General features: G+C 52.1%; 18 protein-coding genes. 10 read left to right on the top strand and 8 right to left on the bottom strand.

Annotated features, from left to right (window positions below; all coding sequences use genetic code 11):
- Window positions 1-176: 176 nt before the first annotated feature.
- The 5 genes from DWY84_RS11970 (at window position 177) to DWY84_RS11950 (ending at window position 6,336) form a co-directional block, all read left to right on the top strand.
- Window positions 177-1,580 (top strand): L,D-transpeptidase family protein, encoded by a 1,404-nt coding sequence (locus DWY84_RS11970; RefSeq protein WP_118533598.1) that lies wholly within the window; start codon window positions 177-179, stop codon window positions 1,578-1,580.
- A gap of 34 nt (window positions 1,581-1,614) precedes the next feature.
- Complete coding sequence (locus DWY84_RS11965; protein WP_118533596.1) at window positions 1,615-3,630, top strand: L,D-transpeptidase family protein; 2,016 nt, start codon at window positions 1,615-1,617, stop codon at window positions 3,628-3,630.
- A gap of 160 nt (window positions 3,631-3,790) precedes the next feature.
- A complete protein-coding gene (locus DWY84_RS11960) occupies window positions 3,791-4,726 on the top strand; it encodes a transporter substrate-binding domain-containing protein (protein ID WP_118533594.1) in 936 nt (311 codons plus the stop codon).
- Window positions 4,727-4,798: 72 nt separating this feature from the next.
- Entirely contained in the window at window positions 4,799-5,590 is a 792-nt protein-coding gene (locus DWY84_RS11955; RefSeq protein WP_118533592.1) for an amino acid ABC transporter permease, read from the top strand.
- A gap of 2 nt (window positions 5,591-5,592) precedes the next feature.
- Window positions 5,593-6,336: an amino acid ABC transporter ATP-binding protein gene (locus tag DWY84_RS11950; protein WP_118533590.1), complete on the top strand. Its 744-nt coding sequence runs from the start codon at window positions 5,593-5,595 to the stop codon at window positions 6,334-6,336.
- 320 nt (window positions 6,337-6,656) lie between these two features.
- Here DWY84_RS11950 and DWY84_RS11945 read toward each other — a convergent pair whose 3' ends face one another.
- The 4 genes from DWY84_RS11945 to DWY84_RS11930 form a co-directional block, all read right to left on the bottom strand.
- Window positions 6,657-7,424 (bottom strand): sulfite exporter TauE/SafE family protein, encoded by a 768-nt coding sequence (locus tag DWY84_RS11945; RefSeq protein ID WP_347560795.1) that lies wholly within the window; start codon window positions 7,422-7,424, stop codon window positions 6,657-6,659.
- A gap of 77 nt (window positions 7,425-7,501) precedes the next feature.
- Window positions 7,502-8,860, bottom strand: a complete 1,359-nt coding sequence (locus DWY84_RS11940) for an amidohydrolase family protein (protein WP_118533588.1) — start codon at window positions 8,858-8,860, stop codon at window positions 7,502-7,504.
- A 10-nt stretch (window positions 8,861-8,870) separates the two neighbouring features.
- Complete coding sequence (locus DWY84_RS11935; RefSeq protein WP_118533586.1) at window positions 8,871-9,317, bottom strand: hypothetical protein; 447 nt, start codon at window positions 9,315-9,317, stop codon at window positions 8,871-8,873.
- Between the two features lie 21 nt (window positions 9,318-9,338).
- Window positions 9,339-10,181, bottom strand: a complete 843-nt coding sequence (locus DWY84_RS11930) for a DUF3100 domain-containing protein (RefSeq protein WP_118533584.1) — start codon at window positions 10,179-10,181, stop codon at window positions 9,339-9,341.
- 271 nt (window positions 10,182-10,452) lie between these two features.
- Between DWY84_RS11930 and DWY84_RS11925 the strand changes: the two genes are divergently transcribed.
- The 3 genes from DWY84_RS11925 to DWY84_RS11915 all read left to right on the top strand — a co-directional run bounded on the left by DWY84_RS11925 (window position 10,453) and on the right by DWY84_RS11915 (window position 12,506).
- Window positions 10,453-11,151: a Crp/Fnr family transcriptional regulator gene (locus DWY84_RS11925; RefSeq protein WP_118533582.1), complete on the top strand. Its 699-nt coding sequence runs from the start codon at window positions 10,453-10,455 to the stop codon at window positions 11,149-11,151.
- 88 nt (window positions 11,152-11,239) lie between these two features.
- Window positions 11,240-11,755 (top strand): sigma-70 family RNA polymerase sigma factor, encoded by a 516-nt coding sequence (locus DWY84_RS11920; protein WP_347560796.1) that lies wholly within the window; start codon window positions 11,240-11,242, stop codon window positions 11,753-11,755.
- The gene (locus DWY84_RS11915) at window positions 11,748-12,506 is read left to right on the top strand and encodes a hypothetical protein (protein ID WP_118533579.1); all 759 of its coding nucleotides are present in this window, start codon (window positions 11,748-11,750) and stop codon (window positions 12,504-12,506) included. The genes DWY84_RS11920 and DWY84_RS11915 overlap by 8 nt, the downstream gene beginning before the upstream one ends.
- Before the next feature lie 9 nt (window positions 12,507-12,515).
- Here the strand turns inward: DWY84_RS11915 and phnE are convergent, their stop codons facing one another.
- The 3 genes from phnE to DWY84_RS11900 are packed head-to-tail and all read right to left on the bottom strand — an operon-like array spanning window position 12,516 to window position 15,996.
- Window positions 12,516-14,084, bottom strand: a complete 1,569-nt coding sequence (gene phnE / locus DWY84_RS11910; protein ID WP_118533577.1) for a phosphonate ABC transporter, permease protein PhnE — start codon at window positions 14,082-14,084, stop codon at window positions 12,516-12,518.
- Complete coding sequence (phnC, locus tag DWY84_RS11905; protein WP_118533575.1) at window positions 14,081-14,833, bottom strand: phosphonate ABC transporter ATP-binding protein; 753 nt, start codon at window positions 14,831-14,833, stop codon at window positions 14,081-14,083. The genes phnE and phnC overlap by 4 nt, the downstream gene beginning before the upstream one ends.
- Window positions 14,834-14,889: 56 nt before the next feature.
- Complete coding sequence (locus tag DWY84_RS11900) at window positions 14,890-15,996, bottom strand: PhnD/SsuA/transferrin family substrate-binding protein (RefSeq protein ID WP_118533573.1); 1,107 nt, start codon at window positions 15,994-15,996, stop codon at window positions 14,890-14,892.
- 596 nt (window positions 15,997-16,592) lie between these two features.
- On the opposite strand from DWY84_RS11900, the gene DWY84_RS11895 reads away from it, so the two are divergent.
- Window positions 16,593-17,975, top strand: coding sequence for a DUF2812 domain-containing protein (locus DWY84_RS11895; RefSeq protein ID WP_118533571.1), 1,383 nt, complete (start codon window positions 16,593-16,595; stop codon window positions 17,973-17,975).
- 19 nt (window positions 17,976-17,994) lie between these two features.
- Here DWY84_RS11895 and DWY84_RS11890 read toward each other — a convergent pair whose 3' ends face one another.
- Window positions 17,995-18,297 (bottom strand): hypothetical protein, encoded by a 303-nt coding sequence (locus tag DWY84_RS11890; protein WP_118533569.1) that lies wholly within the window; start codon window positions 18,295-18,297, stop codon window positions 17,995-17,997.
- A 137-nt stretch (window positions 18,298-18,434) separates the two neighbouring features.
- Between DWY84_RS11890 and DWY84_RS11885 the strand changes: the two genes are divergently transcribed.
- Window positions 18,435-18,593 (top strand): toxin-antitoxin system protein, encoded by a 159-nt coding sequence (locus DWY84_RS11885; RefSeq protein ID WP_118533567.1) that lies wholly within the window; start codon window positions 18,435-18,437, stop codon window positions 18,591-18,593.
- The last annotated feature ends 81 nt before the right edge of the window (window positions 18,594-18,674 follow it).

Genomic DNA, 18,674 nt, shown 5'->3' with positions numbered 1-18,674 from the left:
ATATTTCTTCTGGCTGATCCATTCCTAAAACCGTAAGAAAACCGTCAGGTGCATGTGCTTGACGGTTTTTCTGACTGCTTCTATAATGGGAGATACGATTGCTGCGAAAACGGATTTTGCCGGCCGGAGATAAGGCCGGTTCGAATAAGACATGACGCGTGTCAGGAGGATGGAATATGAAAAAAAGTTGGAGACGAAACGTAAAATGTATGGTTTTTGCTGCCGGATTGGCTCTTACGCTGTCCTGCACAGCCTACGCAGATGAAACTACCTTTGTGCCCGGAACCTCGGTGAACGGCCTTGGCATCAGCAATATGACGGTGGACCAGGCTACACAGCGCATTGCGGATTTTTATGCCAGCGATTACAAACTTACCATAAAAGAAAAGGGCGGAAAGACGGAGGTCATCACCGGTCCGGAGATTGGCTATTCTGTGGGACTGCCAGAGGGGTATCTGCAGCAGATCCTGGATCAGCAGAATTCGTCCGGACGGCTCTCCGGCCCGGATGTGGACAACAAGCACCGTTCTGATATGACAGGCAGCTTTGACAGCGCGGCGCTGGACGCGAAGATCGGCAGTTTAAATGCCATCAGCGGCAGCAGTATTGTCACAACGGAAGATGCCTATGTGTCCGGTTATCAGGAAGGCCAGCCCTTCACCATTGTCCCGGAGGTGCGCGGCAATAACGCAGACCGGGAAAAGACCGCACAGCTTATCCGGGAGGCGGCATCCAAAGGGGAGACAGAGGTGGATCTGGAGGCAGCAGGCTGCTATTACACTCCGTCTGTGACCAAGGATGACGAGAACTTAAAAACACTCTGCGACACCATGAACCGTTGCCGGGAGATGACGGTCACTTATACATTTGGAGAGCAGAGCGAGGTCCTGGATTCCGCAACCATCTGTTCCTGGATCACAGGCAGCGCAGAGGGGCAGATTCAGCTGAATATGGATCAGGTGAATGCTTACGTACAGGCTTTGGCTGCGAAATACAATACAGCGGGAACTGCCCGCGCCTTTCATACAGCCACCGGCCGGGATGTCAGCGTGACCGGACCGTTTGGCTGGAAAATTGACCAGGCCGGAGAAGCCCAGGCTCTTGCGGATGTGATACGCACGGCTCAGTCCCAGAGCAGGGAACCGGTCTATGCGTCAAAAGCGGTGGACCGCAGCGCGGCCGAGTGGGGCAGTACTTATGTGGAGGTAGATCTCTCTGGTCAGCATGTATACATGACGAAGGATGGAGCAGTAGTCTGGGAGGCACCGTGCGTTACAGGCAATGTATCCAAGAATTACACGACACCGCCGGGACTTTACAGTCTCACCTACAAGCAGCGTGACCGTGTTCTGCGCGGACAGAAGCAGGCGGATGGCAAGTACGAATACGAGACACCGGTGTCTTACTGGATGCCGTTTAATGGCGGAATTGGACTTCACGACGCGAACTGGCGCAGCAAATTTGGCGGAACCATTTACCAGAACAGCGGCAGCCACGGCTGCGTGAACCTGCCGCCGGATAAGGCAGCGGCACTTTATGACCTGGTATACACTGGGATTCCGGTCATCTGCTATAACTAACAAGGACAATGTATAGAAGGAATGAAAGATATTTATGGAAACAGAAAATCAGCGGGCTGGCCATGGGCGCAGCCGTGGCAAATGGAACAGGCAAAAACGGAAGGAGAATGAGGAAAAGAATCGTCAGAGCGGGCTGAATGAGAACACGCAGAATCAGGCCGCACCGAATCACGCGGCACAGGATTCTGAAAATCAGGGACAGGAACGGAAAAGAGCCGGCAGAAAAATTGCCGTAGCAGTCGGGGGAGCAGTCCTGACTGCGGCAGTTGCTGCCGGCGCTGTCTATGTGGGAATGGGCCAGAAATACAAACGGGTCTATTTCCCTAATACCACCATCAATGGTCTGGATGTGTCTGGACTGACCCCGGAAGAAACCAAAACGAAGATTACGGAGGGGACCAGTGGCTATATCCTGACACTTCAGGAGCGGGGCGGTGCGGATGAAGTGATCTGTGGAAGTGAAATTGGCCTTCACCCGGAATTTGACGGGACGCTGGAGCAGATCCTGCAAAACCAGAGTACTCTTGCCTGGGGATTTCACGTTGGCCGGTATGTGGACTATACCATTGATACCATGGCGGCCTTTGATGAGACAAAGCTTTCTGACGCGGTATCAGGGCTTAACTGTTTAAAACCAGAGCAGGCTGCGGCACCGGAGGATGCGTACATATCGGATTATATATCCGGAACGGGATATGAGATTGTGCCGGAGAACCCGGGTGCGAAGCCGGATCCGCAGCTTCTTTCTGACGCGGTCAAAGACGCAATTTTAAATTTTCAGGAAACTCTTTCTCTGGAAGAGGCGGATGTATACGAAAAACCCCAGATTACAGCAGACAATGAGGCACTGAATGCAGAACTCGCAGCATGGAACCAGTATGTACATACCACAGTCACCTACCGCTTTGGCAGCAAAAACGAGGTACTGGATGGCGAAAAAATCCATACCTGGCTGGTGAGCGACGGGCAGGGCGGCGTGTCTCTGGATGAGTCAAAGATTGGAGAGTATGTGTCCTGGCTGGCTCAGACCTACAATACAGCTTACAAGCCAAAGACCCTGAAAACCTCTTACGGGCAGACCGTTACCATCAGCAAAAGTGTGTACGGCTGGAAAATTAACCAGAGTGAGGAAACCGAGGCCTTAAAACAGATTCTCCTTTCCTGTGAGAGCCAGGAGCGGGAGCCGGTCTACAGCCAGACGGCGGCCTCCCATGATGCAAATGACTACGGCAATACGTACGCGGAGATCAACCTGACGGCCCAGCACATGTTCTTCTATAAGGAAGGAAAACTTGTGGTGGAGTCGGACTTTGTGTCCGGCAATGAGTCCAGGGGCTGGAGCACTCCGGCCGGTGTATATCCGCTGACTTACAAGCAGCGCAATGCGACCTTAAAGGGCGAGAATTACGCGACACCGGTGTCTTACTGGATGCCGTTTAACGGCGGTATTGGCATGCACGATGCTTACTGGCGGTCCAGCTTTGGCGGCAGGATTTACAAGACAAATGGTTCCCATGGCTGTATCAATCTGCCGCCGGCGGTAGCCAAGACGATTTATGAGAATATTTCTGCGGGCATGCCGGTACTCTGCTATCATCTGGATGGCTCGGGGAGCGGCACGACCAGCACCACGGCCCAGAATGGCGGCGCAGCATCCGAGACGAAGCCTCAGCAGACCCAGCCGGCCCAGACAGAATCGGAGACAAAGCCGCAGCCGACAACGGCCGCTCAGCCGCAGCCAACAACGGCCGCCCAGCCGCAGCCAACAACGGCCGCCCAGCCGCAGCCGACAACGACCGCTCAGCCGCAGCCGACAACGGCAGCGCAGCCGGCTTCCCAGCCGACATCCGCACAGTCCCCAGGCTCTGCCCAGGCTTATCCGGGGCAGAACAGTTCCGGACAGAATGCGTCCTCCGGCAGTTCCTCATCGGGCGGTCCGGGTTCCGGCTCCAACGGAACCCAGAGCAGTCCGGGCGGTCCCGGGGGAGCATCAGGCTCTGGCGTGAGCAGTTCACCTGGAGTATCCCAGACACCGGGGCCGGGAAACTGAGCAGGAATGGGGCAGTTAAGAAAATAAGCAATTGACAAAGATACAGACGGGTTGTATGATAAAACAAGCTTATAAACCAAGAATATGCGTGAAAAAGAAAGCAAAGGAGCCTTCAACCAAGGGGCTTCTTTACTTTTTTCATGCGCGAGGAGGAAACATTATGAAAAAGAACGCAAAGAAACTGATGGCAGCCGCTATGGCAGCCCTGATGGCAGCATCCATGACCGCATGCGGCGGCAGCAAGGCTGAGACCACCGCAGCAGCAGATGCCACCGCAGCAGAGAGCGCGGCAGATGCAGCAGAGACCACTGCAGCAGGCGAGACCGAGGCTGCAAAGGACGGCGAGAAGAAAGTATTAAAGGTAGCTATGGAGTGCGCATACGCACCGTACAACTGGACCCAGCCGGATGATTCCAACGGCGCGGTTCCGATCGCAGACAGCAACGAATACGCTTACGGCTACGATGTTATGATGGCAAAGAAAATCTGTGACGAGTTAGGCTATGATCTTCAGATCGTACGTCTTGACTGGGATTCCCTGATCCCGGCTATCCAGTCTGGTCAGGTTGACTGTGTTATCGCAGGACAGTCCATCACCGAGGAGCGTCTTCAGGCAGTCGATTTCTCTGAGCCGTACTACTACGCAACCATCGTTACCCTGGTAAAACAGGACGGCAAGTATGCAGACGCAAAGAGCGTTGCAGATCTGGCCGGCGCAACCTGTACCTCCCAGCAGAGCACCATCTGGTATCAGAACTGCCTGCCGCAGATTCCGGACGCAAACATCCTGGCTGCAACCGCGAGCGCACCGGATATGCTGATGTCCTTAAACGCAGACAAGTGTGACCTGGTTGTAACCGACCAGCCGACCGGTAAAGGCGCTTTAGTTGCTTACCCGAACTTCAAGATGCTTGAGTTTGGCGGCGGTGATGACGACTTCCAGGTAAGCGATGAGGATATCAACATCGGTATCTCCATGAAGAAGGGCAACACCGAGTTAAAAGAAGCCATCGACAGCGTCCTCACCAAGATGACCAAAGATGATTTTTCTGCTATGATGGACGAGGCTATTTCTGTTCAGCCGCTGGCTAACTAATTCAGATTCCATGTGGGCGCACCGTCAGGCGCGCCCTTAATCTACAGTTTTAAATTTCAGAGGAGAAGTATTATGCCAACAGACTTTTTCGGCCGTGTGATGGTCGTATTCCAGAGATACGGAATGTCTATGCTGCAGGGTGCAGGAGTCAGCATCCGCATTGCGCTGGTGGGCACCATTGTGGGATGCATCATCGGTTTCGCAGTGGGTATTGTGCAGACCATTCCGGTTGAAGCAAAAGACAATCCGATTAAGAAGGCAGTTTTATGGGTGATCAAGCTCATCATGAATGCCTACGTGGAATTTTTCCGCGGTACCCCGATGATGGCGCAGGCCATGTTCATTTATTACGGTATGCTTCCGCTTTTAGGCTTAAACTTAAGCATGTGGCAGGCCGCATATTTTATCCTGTCCATCAATACCGGTGCCTACATGGCTGAGACAGTCCGCGGCGGTATCCTTTCCATTGATCCGGGCCAGACTGAGGGCGCAAAGGCCATTGGCATGACCCATGTACAGACCATGCTTTATGTCATTCTGCCCCAGGCCCTGAGAAACATCATGCCGCAGATCGGCAACAACCTGATCATCAACATCAAGGACAGCTGCGTGCTTTCCGTGATCGGTGTGGCAGAGCTGCTTTACAAGACCAAATCCGCAGCAGGTGCCCTGTACATGAATTTTGAGACCTACACCATCACCATGATCGTGTACTTCATCATGACCTTTACCTGCTCCCGCATCCTGCGGTGGCTGGAGAACCGCATGGACGGTTCTGACAACTATGATCTGGCAACCACGGACACCCTGGCCCACACCAGCGGCATGTACCGTTATGAAGAGAAAAAGAAGGAGGAAGACTAACAATGGCAGAGAATCATGTACTGGAAATTCGTCATTTAAGCAAATCCTTCGGCAAGCATGTTGTCCTGCGTGACATTGACTTTACGGTAGATACCGGAGACGTAACCTGTATCATTGGCGCGTCCGGTTCTGGTAAGTCTACGCTGCTGCGCTGTATCAACATGCTGGAGACTCCGACCACCGGAGAGATCCTCTATCATGAGAAGGACATCACCGACAAGGGTGTCAATGTCCCGGCATACCGTTCTAAGGTAGGCATGGTGTTCCAGAGCTTTAACCTGTTTAACAACCTGACCGTTCTGGAAAACTGCATGATCGGCCAGACCAAGGTGTTAAAGCGTTCCAAAGAGGAAGCAAAACAGAATGCCATGAAGTATCTGGAAAAGGTAGGCATGGCACCGTACATCAACGCAAAGCCGAAGCAGATCTCCGGCGGACAGAAGCAGCGTGTGGCCATCGCCCGTGCTCTGGCTATGGAGCCGGAAGTGCTGCTGTTCGATGAGCCGACCTCCGCGCTGGATCCCCAGATGGTAGGCGAGGTACTGGCCGTTATGCGTACCCTTGCAAAGGAAGGCATCACCATGATCATCGTAACTCATGAGATGGCCTTTGCCCGCGATGTCTCCAACCATGTGGTATTCATGGCAGACGGAGTCATTGAGGAGGAAGGAAAGCCGGCAGATATCTTCGGCAATCCGCAGAAAGCAAAGACCAAGGAGTTCTTAAGCAGATTTATTCAGGGCTAGAAAATTTGACACACAAAACCGAATAAAGGTCCTAAGTTCCGGACTCCTCATACAGAACCGCAGACACGGTGGAATTTTGTACTTCATTCGCTGCGCCGCTTATTGTCAAACCTGCGACCCAAACTCGCACGCGATGCGTGCTCAAACAAGGGTCTCCGGTCTGACGCTATGCTCGCTCATGAAGAAAATTCCAATGTGTCTGCTTATTCTGCATGAGGAGTCCGGAACTTCTGCGTTATTAGTTTTGCTACGGTAAGAAAAAGCATGCGGTCTCATTCTCTTCCGGACCTTTTAGTGATTACATATCAATATTTTTGCATTTACAGGAGCAGCTTCATGAGTGCGATTAGGATGGAGGCAACGGCCACAATCCGTTTTAACAGCTTCTGGTTGATGCGGGTGGCGTTGCGGCTGCCGAAGAAGACACCGATGGCGTGGCCAATCAGAAGGATGGGGAGCAGCATCCACATTTCTTTACTTCCTGCCGCATGGACCAGATAGCCGGAAGCTGCCACAAGGGCAATGGCGATGGAATCGAAGAGGGCTACGCCGACTGCGGTGTGGACCGGAAAGCCGATTACGGTTAAAAGGGGCATGACGAGGACCGGGCCGCCGGCTCCGGAGGCGGCGCAGATGGCACCGGTCACGATGCCAAGTACCACGTAGAGCAGATTTTTTCTGGTATCAGCTTTGACCAGCCTGCGGCTCTTGTCCCCGGCCGGGGCATCCTTTCGCAGCAGGATGGAGATGCCGGAGAAGAGCACTACCAGGTATAAGATTACCTTGATGGTGGATTCCGGGATCAGCAGGTTGATCTTTACGCCGAAGATGGCACCGATCAGGCTTCCCAGGGAGAGTACCAGGGCGGGGCGTATTTCCAGGTTCCCTGCCCGGTAAAAATTGATGGAACCGATGATGCCGGATACCAGAAAGGCGGAGAAGCTTAAAGCCAGTGCTTCAGTGGAGGGCATGTTTAGAAAACCGGTGTAAAACATGGGAAGCAGGAAACCGGCAATGCCGGTCAGTCCTACGCAGGCACCCACAATGATGTTTAACAGGATCATCAGAATCAGGGAAGTCATGATCATAGTGAAAATTACCTTTCTTTTGATAAAATCGCAGCTATCCCATCCGGTTTCGGAGCAGGATAGCTGCGTTGAATTTTTTACAGAGTATTCATATAACGTTCTGCGTCAGCCAGAATGCGCTCCTCGTCCAGAGTCAGAACCTCGCGGTTCTTCATCAGAAGCTGTCCGTCTACGGCTGCATCGCAGACATCTGCCGCTGTTACACATTCTAACAGCGTATTCACCAGATTTCCAGTAGGATATAGATGTGGCTGGCGTAAATTTATGGTGATGAAGTCAGCTTTCTTTCCGGCTGCGATGACGCCGCCGTCTTCTTTCATCAGACGGTAGCCGTCTCTTGTGGCCATGGAGAGGATCTGCTTTGCCGGCATGATGGACGGATTGCCCTGGGCCACGCCGTGTTTTGCGTTCATGACGGAGCGGAAAATCTTCATCTCATTCCAGAGGCTTAAGCCGCCGTGGGCCGCGCCGTCGGTGCCAAGCCCCACGCAGATGCCCTGCTCTAAGAGGGATGGGGTATCCGGAATGCCCTTGCCGCAGTTGCTGAAGGGGCAGTGGCAGACCTTCACATCCCGGTCACGCAGCAAAGCCTTTTCGTGCTCAGAGAGGATGATGCTGTGGGCGCCGATGAAGCGGTCACTTAAGACACCGAGGGAATCCAGGTACTCGTAGGGACGCAGCTGGAAACGCTGCAGGTGGAAATTGACTTCGCCTGCATATTCATTCATGTGAGCCTGCAAGAGCGCTTGCCGCTCATTTGCGTGCTCGGAGGTCTGACGGATCAGGTCTTCGGAACAGGAGATGAGGGAACGCAGGGCGTAGGCTGGTTTCAGTCTTGAATCCTCCTTGCAGAATTCGTAAAAGTCATCGGCCAGGCTTACGGCCTCCTCTGTTGTGGTGGCAATGGAAGCGGGGAGTCCCTTTTCATCCATGGTGGAGAGGGAGAGGACGCCGCACAGACCGGATTTGCGGTAGACCTTTACGGCCTCTTTCATATGGTAGCTTCCGGCATCGATGAATGCGGTGGTGCCGGAGCGGATCATCTCCAGGGCGGCCAGCTCTGCGCTGAGACGCATGTTTTCCGGTGTCAGGGTGCTTTCAAAGGGAAGCATGATCCGGGTCCAGATCATGGGGAGCTCGTCCAGGACGCGGCCCTTTAACAGCTGCTGGCCGGTGTGCATGTGGCAGTCGGCCAGACCCGGCATGAGAAGCTTGCCGCGGCCGTCCAGAGTCTGATCAGGAACAGTGTCTGCGCCGTTCTGGACAGATGTTCCGGTCGCCAGACTGGCAGCGGCACAGGCTGCGCTCGCAGAAGAATCTTCCCCGGCCGGTGCGATGCGGGAGAAGTGTCCGCCGGTTACATCCACATTCTGGTCTTTTAAAATGGTTCCGTCCTCCAAAAGAACGGACACATGGGTAATGCGTAAATCAGCCATAAAAGCCCTCCTAGATAGCTCCGGTGAGTGTCAGTCCGATCTGAGCAATGATTGCGGAGAACACAAAGGTTCCGGTCATGACAAAGATGCCGATCAGGATCATCTTCCAGCCCTGTTTTACGAAGGTGTGGATCTGGTCGCTGATGGAGATTCCTGCGTAAGCGCCTACCATGGTGAGCGGAGCGGTGAAGTTAATCTTTCCGGCAGAAGCAATGACAAACTCACGGCACGGAGAAATCGGGGAAGCAGCTAACAGTCCCAGGATGGAAACGTAAGCAACAATCGGAAGCTTTAACGGAACGACTTTGCTGACTGCAACGCCTGCAATGGCAATGACAAGCAGGATGCAGACACCCGGAAGGGAGTCGGTGAAGGCTACGTGGAAGCCGACAAAGTTTGCCAGGGCAATGCCAAGGCCGGATAACAGAAATAAAAATGCCCATTCAATGTATCTCATACTGATTTGTTCCTCCAGATATTATGCGTTGGTTTTGCTTGCGTTCTTGTTGCTTCTGCGGCCAAGGACCGGCTCCAGCTTTGCGTACAGCCAGTTGCACAGCGGGATGCCGATAAAGATCGCCATGTAGATGCCATCGATGCCGGAGATGGTCTCGCTGGCGCTGGCCAGTGCAGAAATCTGATCTGCCATAGCCGGATAGATCTCGGTGAGGACAGCAGTTGCGCTGGCCATCATGATGCCGGCGCCCACACCGGAGGACATGCCCAGGGCATAGGGATGGAAAATGTTTAAGGAAGCGATAATGGAAACCATGAAGCCGAAGTAAATGGTGCCGATCATGCCGCCTACCACATAGATGGAAAGGCTGCCGCGGGTCTCCGGTGAATCTGGTCCGTACATATCGGTGATGAGGGCCAGGTTGGTCTCACGGTTGATGGAGTGGGTAGCGCCGATGGCCTCGCGCTTTAAGCCAAGCATCAGAGCCAGCGGCATTGCTAAAAAGATGGTGCCCAGATTTCCGAATTCCTGTAACAGCAGGGCCGGACCAGCGGAAATGACGGTCTCAATGCTTGCGCCTGCGTTGATGCCGAGTTTTGCGATAAAGGGACAGATGGCGACGATAACCAGTTTGGATGCCGCTTTGACTTCTTTGGATTTTACAATCTTTGCGACCTGCGGGCCGGAGAGAATGCCAAGGATCAGGGAATAGAAAATAGGGAAGAGAATAAAGGTGCCGAGACCGAAGGGGATTTTGATCTGGCCGATTTTGTCTGCGATGGCAATAAAGAGAAATGCCAGCAGATAGATCTTGTACTCCGCCTGAATGCGGGCCTTGAGGGAAGGATACATGTACTTGTCCATAAGGTTACTCCTTTGTGTAAGTTTTTTGTGTAACGTTTCTCAACACGCTCATTCTAGCGTAAGAGGCGTTTTCAAAAAAGGACAAATGGGACTTTTCAGGGAAGAAGTTTCAAATTATAATGAAAAATACAATCGGTGTTGTCCGCGGGGTGGGCAGATCATGCAAAATAGATGAAATACGAAAAAGCGGAAATGTGAAAAAGCGGAATGCAAAAGGCCGAAATGTGAAAAAGCGGACGAGAAAGAATGACCGAAGACGGGGGCAGGGACAATGACACTGGAAGAACTGAGAAAAGAAGTACCGGAACTGGAAAACTACTTAAAATATATGCCAAAGGAGCTGGAACAGCGCTACTGGATCAAAACCTACGCGCCAGGCGTTATCATCCACCAGAAGGATTACGAGCTGGAATATTTTGGAATCATTGCCAGGGGTGAGCACCGGGTGATCAATGAATTCCAGAACGGCAATGTGTTCATGATTGAAAAGAATGAGCCCATTGACTTTGTGGGCGAGGTGACGATTCTGGCGGGCATGCCGAAAACCTCCGTAACCATTGAAACACTGACCGAGACAACGGTCTTTTACATCAGCCGGAAGGATTTTGAGGACTGGATTGCGAAGGATATCCACTTCCTGCGTCTGGTGGCTCACAAGATCGCCTACAAGCTCTACCGTTCCTCCTACAACCGCGGCGCAAGGCTCTTTTATCCACCGCAGTTTATTTTGCTGGACTATGTCCTGCGTGCGGCTGCCATGGAGAAGGTTGAGAAGACGGGGCACATCATCATCAAAAAGACCCGGCAGCAGCTCTATGAGGAGTGCGGCATTACCGTGAAGACTTTAAACCGAACCATCAAAAAACTGGAAGAGGACCGGGTTATTTCCATAGAAAAAGGAAAGATCACCATGAACCTGGAGGAATATAAGCGCGCCAGGGATATGGTGCACCACTATATCAGCTACTAAAAAAATATTTTTCTTTTGCTGCAACATTTCGCAGCCCTCGTCTGTATATAAGATAGAACGGCATAAAAAGTAAAAACAGCCGTGAAAAATTCAGAATGCAGAGGAGAATATAGCGCAGAATGCAGAGCAGTTTGGCCGGAATGCAGAACGTCTTCTGGACACCTTTGGTAACGCAATTTTGCGGATGGCCTATTCCTACCTTCATAACATGAGTGATGCGGAAGAAATCCTGCAGGAGACTTTGATCAGATATCTGACCGTGCAGCCGGAGCTTCAGGGACCAGAGCATGAAAAGGCCTGGCTCCTCCGGGTGGCAGCAAACTTAAGCAAAAACCGTCTGGATTACAACCGCCTGCGGGATACCGATGAACTGGAAGAAACTTTGGTGAGCCAGGAACGGGAGGACCTTTCTTTTCTGTGGGAGGCAGTGAAGCAGCTGCCGGACGCAAACCGTGAGGTGATTCATCTTTTCTATTATGAAGGATATCCAACAGCTCAGATTGCAAAGATTTTGAACCGCCGGGAGAGTACGGTGCGGTCCGATCTGCGCAGAGGCCGGAAGCGGTTAAAGAAAATTCTGAAGGAGGAGTATGATTTTGAGTAAAAAGTATAACGAAATCATGGATCAGGTCCGGGTGACGGATGAGATGAAGCAGCGTGTCCTTCAGAATGTGAAAGAAGGGATAGAGACTGAAAAAATACCAGAATCCGGAAAGATTATTCACAGCCGCTTCCTGTCCTATGGCCGGACTTCCAGGTATCTTTCCGTTGCAGCCTGTATCATGATGCTGCTTGTGGGCGGATTGACTGTGCCGCAGCTGCTGCATCGGGGAAATGGACTTCCGCAGGATCCCACGGGCACGGCAGTCGGGACGGCACCGGGAGAGACCATGGCAGGCTTTGAAGTGCCGGGACCAGAAGAGTCTCAGAATGAGGCAGGCGGCCAGGCTGGTGCCATGGTTGGAAACGGCATGGTGGAAGTGGATTCCCTTGCAGAACTTTCCAAGTCCATTGGTTTTTCTGTGCTGGAAGTGAAAAACATTCCATTTGAAGTGACCAGCACCGTGTATACAAATGGATGGAATGAATTCGCACAGGTGGAATACCAGGGGGAAAGTCAGGATGAAGCAGTGCTGTTCCGCAAAGCCAGAGGCACCGATGACATTTCCGGAGATTATAATGTCTATTCCGATGTAAAGGAAATAACCGTAAATGAAGTGTCGGTGACATTAAAAGGCGATGAGGAGCAGTATAAGCTGGCTATCTGGCAGCAGGACGGATTTGCGTATTCACTAAGCTATGAACCGGGTGGAAGTGAAAATGTGTTTGTAGAGATGATCCAGAGTGTTCAGTAAAAGGTTATGTTACTTCTCTGCCAGCTTCCCTGACACCACATCCATGATCCACACCAGCAGAATCAGTCCCAGAAGAATCGCGCCTGCCCGTGACCAGTTGTATTTGTTCATGGCGAAGATGAGCGGGGCGCCGATGCCGCCGGCACCCACCAGGCCCAGGACCGATGCCTCGCGGATATTCACATCAAACCGGTAAAGAACAGCAGAGGCGAATGCCGGGGCAATCTGTGGAAGCACGGCGTGACGGATAGCCGCCAGCGGGGAAACACCCATGGCAAGGAGTGCCCGGTACGGGCCTGGGTCCAGCATATCCAGGCATTCGGTGAAGCGTTTGGTCAGAAGGCCGATGCTGCACATGGCGAGGGTCAGCACTCCGGTGAAGGCGCCAGGACCGGATACCCGGATGAAAATCAGTCCGTAAATCAGAAATGGGATGGAGCGGATGGCAATCACCAGCAGGCGGAAAACCGCGCATACTGGGGCAGGAGCGAACCGGCGGGGGCTGAAAAACGCAAAGGGAAAGGCCAGAAGCGCGCCGATTCCAGTTCCTGTAATGGAAATACAGACAGTCTCAAACAACAGGTAAAAGAGGCCGTCTTTTTTTGTGGAAAAGAAAAAAGCCCAGTCAGCCTGCAGCAGGCCACCTATCATGCTCTTTAAGGTTTCGGGGCTGGTATGGGAAAAGTCTGGCGGTGTCTGGGCTGCGAGACAGACGAAAAATACCAGAAGTATTCCTGTGCCAAGCAGCGTGAGGTGCCGTTTCCTTTTTGCTCCGGACACGGTCTGTACCAGAAATTCCCTGCGGATCAGGGCAGACAGATACCGGCTGATGCTCTCGATGACACAGACGGTCAGAAACAGCACCAGGAGAATGGCGCCCACCTTCTGAAATTCCCGCCAGGAAATCTTTTCATTCAGGATCAGGCCAATGCCGCCAGCGCCTACATAGCCCAGGATGGAACTCTGGCGTACGTTGGTTTCCAGAAGATACAGGGCATTGGTCAGGTATGAGGGAAGAATCTCAGGCAGAACCGCATGGATAAAGGCCGGAAACGGGGCACAGCCCATGGAACGGAGGGCCAGGTAGGCTGCGGTGTTGGCGGCGTCTGCATCCTCATAAGTGAGCTTTGTCATGATGGCAAAGGTGTAGAGGGTGATGGCAAAGGTGCCCGCGAAGGTGCCAAGTCCGAATAAAAAGGTGGCAAGCAGCGCTAGTACCAGAGCCGGGAAGGAGCGAAGCACCTGAATCACAAAGCGGACCAGTCTGCGCAAGACGACCGGAAAGCGCAGGGAAACTGTGCCGAAAGGAGCTGTCAGAAGTCCCAGGACGGATCCGAGAATGGTTCCGCAGACAGACATCTGCAGGGTGTAAAAAAGCGGTGTCAGAATCTTGGGAAGGTAGGAAAGGTCCGGCCGGAGCATGTCGGAAACCAGGTCAGCCAGATGGCTTTTCCGCGCAAAAAAAAGCGCCGGATCACAGCCGGTGAAAGCTGCGGCGGCGAAGAAAACAGCCAGAAGGAGGAACCAGCCGGACAGACGGTATGCAGTTTTTCGATTGTGTCGTAAGGTCTGCGTCATGGATTAGCTCCTTCTTTTTCATAAATGAGACGGATCATGGCTTCATCCAGCTGATCCGGCGTTCCATCAAAGGCCACGCTTCCGTCTGTCAGTCCAATGATCCGGTCAGAAAACTCCAGGGAAAGTTCCAGGTTGTGGCTGTTCATCAGAACGGTGACCCCTTCTGTTTTCTGGATTTCCTTTAACAGCTCTAAAATCTGGTGGCCGGTAACCGGGTCTAAGGATGCGGCCGGTTCATCGGCCAGCAATAATTTTGGATGCCGCATCAGGGCGCGGGCAATGGCCACACGCTGTTTCTGGCCGCCGGACAGTGCCTTGACCGGTTCTTCTGCTTTTTCAGAGAGTCCGACCCGGTCCAGAAGTTTTAAGGCTTCTTGGCGGCGCTCATGCCCGTAGAGGCCGAAGACGGCGGGAAACAGTGCCATATCCGGCAGACAGGCGGTAAGGACATTGTCCAGGCAGGTGGAATTTTCTACGAGACAGAAATCCTGGTAGATGGTGCCAATGAAGAGGCGGATCTGCTTCTGCTCCCGTTTTGTCATAGCATCCTGGCGCTTGCCGTCAAACAAAAGAGCGCCGGAGGTCAGGGCATCCATGCCGTTAAAAATGCGAAACAGCGTTGTCTTTCCGGCACCGGACGGTCCGATGACGGAGACAAATTCGCCCTGGGAAACGGAAAGATTTACGTGTTTCAGGGCCACGGTTCCGCCGGGAAACTGCTTCCCGGAATCCTGTAATGTAAGTTCCATAGAAAAATATACCTGCCTGTATATGATTTGTGACTGCGGAAAAAGGGGCAGCCACGTTAGTTGAGGGATTTTAAAAGCTCCTGTGCAGCGCGCTCGCCATCGTAGTTGGCGTCATCGCCCCACTCATAGCCAATCTGGCTGAACACGCTGAAAATTTCTTTTCCTTCGTCGGTTTCTGCAAGTTCAATGAAGGAATCTCCCAGTGCCTTGCGGAAATCCTCATCCTGCATCAGCTCAGAGTTTTTGCTGTAGGCGATCATATCGTTGTAAATCGGTTCTGTCACACCAATGATGCCGGTCTGTTTTACCATCTCATCGGTTCCGCCCAGCTTCTCCTGCCAGTCAGCAGCATTTTTGGTACGGATGTGTCCGAAGGAAACCATGACATCGGCCTGTCCGGATGCAAGGCGTGCCAGAGAAGTGGTGTAGGAGTCGGACTGAACAGCATTGTCCAGGTCGGCCAGCGTCTTTCCATAACGCTCCTGCAGCCACAGGGACGGATAGATGTAGCCGGACGCAGAGGTTGGTCCCATGACAGCCCAGGTTGCGCTGTTTAAGTCATCCCAGGTCAGCTCTTCACCATTGTTGACCTTTGCGAGCAGCTCTTGGCCTTTTTCGCTCGGGCCAGCCAGAATGATGGAGCGGTAGTAGGTGCTCATCTGGTCAGTGTTTTCCTCAATGGTGCCGTCGTTCCAGTCCTTCGGATCCTCGGAATCCTTGTTGATGGCGTAGCGAAGGGCGGTCAGGAGTACATCGCAGTCATCGGAGAACAGCACATAGTTTCCGCCGGAGATAAAGCCGATGTCCGCGCTTCCTGCGCTTAAGGCCTCACCGACCGCGGTGTAGCTGGTGCCGACGGTCATATCGATATCAGCCACATCGTAACCCTTGGTCAGAAGCTCCTCTTTTAACAGATTCTCCAGCGGCTCCGTTGCGGTGGTAATGGTGTCGGCGTCAGAGTAAGGAGAAAAGGCAATCTTTAAGGAATCTACGCTTTGGGGTTCGGTGGATTCTGCTTCGGAAGAATCTTCCGCAGAAGTTTCTGAAGTTGTTTCCTCGGCGGATGCGCTGGTTTCGGCCGGTGCAGATGTCTTGGAAGAACATCCGGTGACAAGTCCCAGGCAGAGTGCCAGGGAAAGAGCTGGTACAACAAATTTTCTCATAAAATAATACCTCCAATGGCCCGTTTCGGGCAGAATAAATTTGTGCGCACAGGCGCGATATTCTGCTGAAAGAGTTTCGGATTTGGTTCATCTGCGGGAGAAATCCTGCAAAATGAAAAAGGGCATGCCGCAGCATGCCTGAACGAGACCTTCAGACAGAATGCTGACAGCCCGTATCTGGACAGAGTACGGACAGGGGACGGTCGATCCTTCCTGGGATCCTCTCAGCCCGGAACACGGACTCCCTCGCAATCTGGTTTTCGTCATCGTAATAAATGTTTTTTGGGTTCGGTTCATGCAACGCAAAAACCGTACCGTTCTGATCGTAATGTCAGGGAGCTCCCCCTCACATTGCATTCCGTTAACCGATAAGGATTGTAGCACAGAAAGCAGAAAAAAACAAGGGAAGAATACCCTGGCAAAGCATGCGGACGCGTAACAGAAACGTAAGAAAAGGGTAAGCTAGGTGTTCTTGCGGAAGGGGGGACATTTTATATAATAAAAATAGAAAGAATGGGTATTTACTCGTGCCAGTGAAAATACGGAACTGTTATGAAAAGAGAAAACAGAGGGTGAAAGCGGAAGGAGGCGGCTTTATGAAACAGACAAAACACATCTGGTGGACATTTTCTCCCTGGGAGGCAGACGCGCTGCGTCAGTATCTGGAACAGTTGGCCCTGGAGGGCTGGTATCCGGAATGCATTGGCACAACCGGCATGAAGTGCCGCCTGGGTGAGCCGGAAAAGCGCCGTTATGTGGCGGTGCTGGCACCGAAGACCTCCGTACTGACCGGGGCTGATTCCTGGGATGCGGGCAAATTTCGGGAACGCTGCGAAGCCGCCGGATGGAAGTTTCAGTGCAGCGGCACAAACTGGCAGATTTTTTATACTACGGATGAAATGCTGGAACGGACCGAAGAGATGAGTGACGCGAATCAGTTCTTGCTTCAGAAATCTCTGGTATTTGGATGGTCCACCCGTATTTTCTATCCGCTGATCGTGGTGCTGGAGTGCTGGCTGGTGTATCAGTACTTTCAGAATCCGGGAAAGCTGTTTACCGATCCCTGGACGCTGTTTTCCATGACCCTCAGTCTGGTCCTCATCTTTACTTACGCGGTTCCTTATGCGCACCTGCTTTGCTGGGTGCGGGACAGTGAGTGCATGCTAAAAAAAGAAAATCATCTTCCGGTTATGGATTTAAAGAAACGGCTGCGAAGCAAAAAACGACTGGTGATCTTGCTTGGACTGCTGATTTCTGTGTCACTTGCCATTGCATTTTCCCTTTCCATCCGCATGGTTGTCACCACGGTTATCTCCAGCCTGATTATCCTGGGAAGCGTATATCTGGTGCTTTACTGGATACGGAAGCATGGAAGCGGCGATTCCCGCGAAAACTGGATCGGTTATCTGATCAGTGTGACCGTGCTCTGTATGATTCTGATGCCGCTGTCCGGGGCAGTGATCGATCATTTGTGCGGGAACGAGGAGATAAATGAAAACCGGAAACAGACTGCATTTGCCAGTTATCAGAACAATGATATTCAGGTGGACGGGGCTGGAAATCAGGTGGTTGTGACTGTTTACAAAAGCCGTTTTCACTGGATCATCCAGCAGACGGAAAAGTGCTATCCGAAAGATATGTCCAAATGGTGGGACGTGACGAAACTGGAAGTGCCGGAGACCTTAAGTGTTCTGCCGGATGGCGTGAACATTTCCTGGTATCGGTATCAGATAAAAAAAGCAGAATCTGGGACAGAAAAAACAGGGGAAGTCATTGCGGCAGATGAGAGGACTGAGCAGGAATTGCAGAAGGAACCGGATGCAGTGCGAAAAGCGGAAGAAGAACCGGAAATTGTGCTCGATGAGCTGATTCTGAGCGATAATAACCGTCTGGTTATTTTGGATTATGGCGGAGGAACCGATACGTCCAGTGTGGAAGAGGCGGTGCAGGGATTTTTAGAGCCGCTGCTGAAACAATAAGACAAAAACAGAACAGGAGTCAGTCAGATTGGTTTGCCGAAGTGCATTCGAAATCCAGATTATCCTGTGAACACTGTCCAGGGGATATGCGGCGCCCGGTCTTTGGACAGAAGATATCATTTTCTGGCTCCAGAAAAATCACATCTCCCTTCTGAAAGGTACCGTCTGTGCAGCTCTTTGTAACAAGATAGGGCATGCCTGGCATCAGGGAGAGACGATGGATGGCCTCTTTTAAAAGAGCGCCCTTTTCCAGCAGTTCTTCCCAGGATAAGAGTTTTTTATTAGAAGAAATCAGCTTGTCTGAATCATATTCATGTTTCATTGGAAGAACTCCTTCCTTGATTTATCCTACTTTATCATACTTTATCCTACTTAGCAATATCGAATCATCCTTCATGCTATAGTACAAAAAAGTTTGCGAACATCGTGAACCGTACAAAAGAGAAGGAGGATAACGGCATGAGACCGCTAAAAGGGAAAGTAAGCATCACGCTGGACAGCGACATCATACAGACGATCAGAGATTACGCAGAAAAAGATGACCGCTCATTCAGCCAGTACATTAATATGGTATTGAAGGAATATATAAGCAGGCAAGGCAGGACTGATGAAACATAGTCTTGTTGGTGCCTGCTTTTTATTATACAACGAAAATACGATATGACAAGACGGAAAAACTACATTATCCACACATGAACA

This window comes from Clostridium sp. AF27-2AA, from assembly GCF_003478505.1.
In the GTDB taxonomy this organism is placed as follows: Bacteria; Bacillota; Clostridia; order Lachnospirales; family Lachnospiraceae; genus Brotaphodocola.
The sequence above is the reverse complement of the archived record's forward strand: the minus strand, read 5'-3'. Positions and strand labels throughout refer to the sequence as shown.

Bases quoted from the DNA above. Each gene is read 5' to 3' on its own strand.
- DWY84_RS11970 (WP_118533598.1), top strand. From the start codon at position 177: ATGAAAAAAAGTTGGAGACGAAACGTAAAATGTATGGTTTTTGCTGCC.
- DWY84_RS11965 (WP_118533596.1), top strand. From the start codon at position 1,615: ATGGAAACAGAAAATCAGCGGGCTGGCCATGGGCGCAGCCGTGGCAAA.
- DWY84_RS11960 (WP_118533594.1), top strand. From the start codon at position 3,791: ATGAAAAAGAACGCAAAGAAACTGATGGCAGCCGCTATGGCAGCCCTG.
- DWY84_RS11955 (WP_118533592.1), top strand. From the start codon at position 4,799: ATGCCAACAGACTTTTTCGGCCGTGTGATGGTCGTATTCCAGAGATAC.
- DWY84_RS11950 (WP_118533590.1), top strand. From the start codon at position 5,593: ATGGCAGAGAATCATGTACTGGAAATTCGTCATTTAAGCAAATCCTTC.
- DWY84_RS11945 (WP_347560795.1), bottom strand. From the start codon at position 7,424: ATGATCATGACTTCCCTGATTCTGATGATCCTGTTAAACATCATTGTG.
- DWY84_RS11940 (WP_118533588.1), bottom strand. From the start codon at position 8,860: ATGGCTGATTTACGCATTACCCATGTGTCCGTTCTTTTGGAGGACGGA.
- DWY84_RS11935 (WP_118533586.1), bottom strand. From the start codon at position 9,317: ATGAGATACATTGAATGGGCATTTTTATTTCTGTTATCCGGCCTTGGC.
- DWY84_RS11930 (WP_118533584.1), bottom strand. From the start codon at position 10,181: ATGGACAAGTACATGTATCCTTCCCTCAAGGCCCGCATTCAGGCGGAG.
- DWY84_RS11925 (WP_118533582.1), top strand. From the start codon at position 10,453: ATGACACTGGAAGAACTGAGAAAAGAAGTACCGGAACTGGAAAACTAC.
- phnE (WP_118533577.1), bottom strand. From the start codon at position 14,084: ATGACGCAGACCTTACGACACAATCGAAAAACTGCATACCGTCTGTCC.
- phnC (WP_118533575.1), bottom strand. From the start codon at position 14,833: ATGGAACTTACATTACAGGATTCCGGGAAGCAGTTTCCCGGCGGAACC.
- DWY84_RS11900 (WP_118533573.1), bottom strand. From the start codon at position 15,996: ATGAGAAAATTTGTTGTACCAGCTCTTTCCCTGGCACTCTGCCTGGGA.
- DWY84_RS11895 (WP_118533571.1), top strand. From the start codon at position 16,593: ATGAAACAGACAAAACACATCTGGTGGACATTTTCTCCCTGGGAGGCA.
- DWY84_RS11890 (WP_118533569.1), bottom strand. From the start codon at position 18,297: ATGAAACATGAATATGATTCAGACAAGCTGATTTCTTCTAATAAAAAA.
- DWY84_RS11885 (WP_118533567.1), top strand. From the start codon at position 18,435: ATGAGACCGCTAAAAGGGAAAGTAAGCATCACGCTGGACAGCGACATC.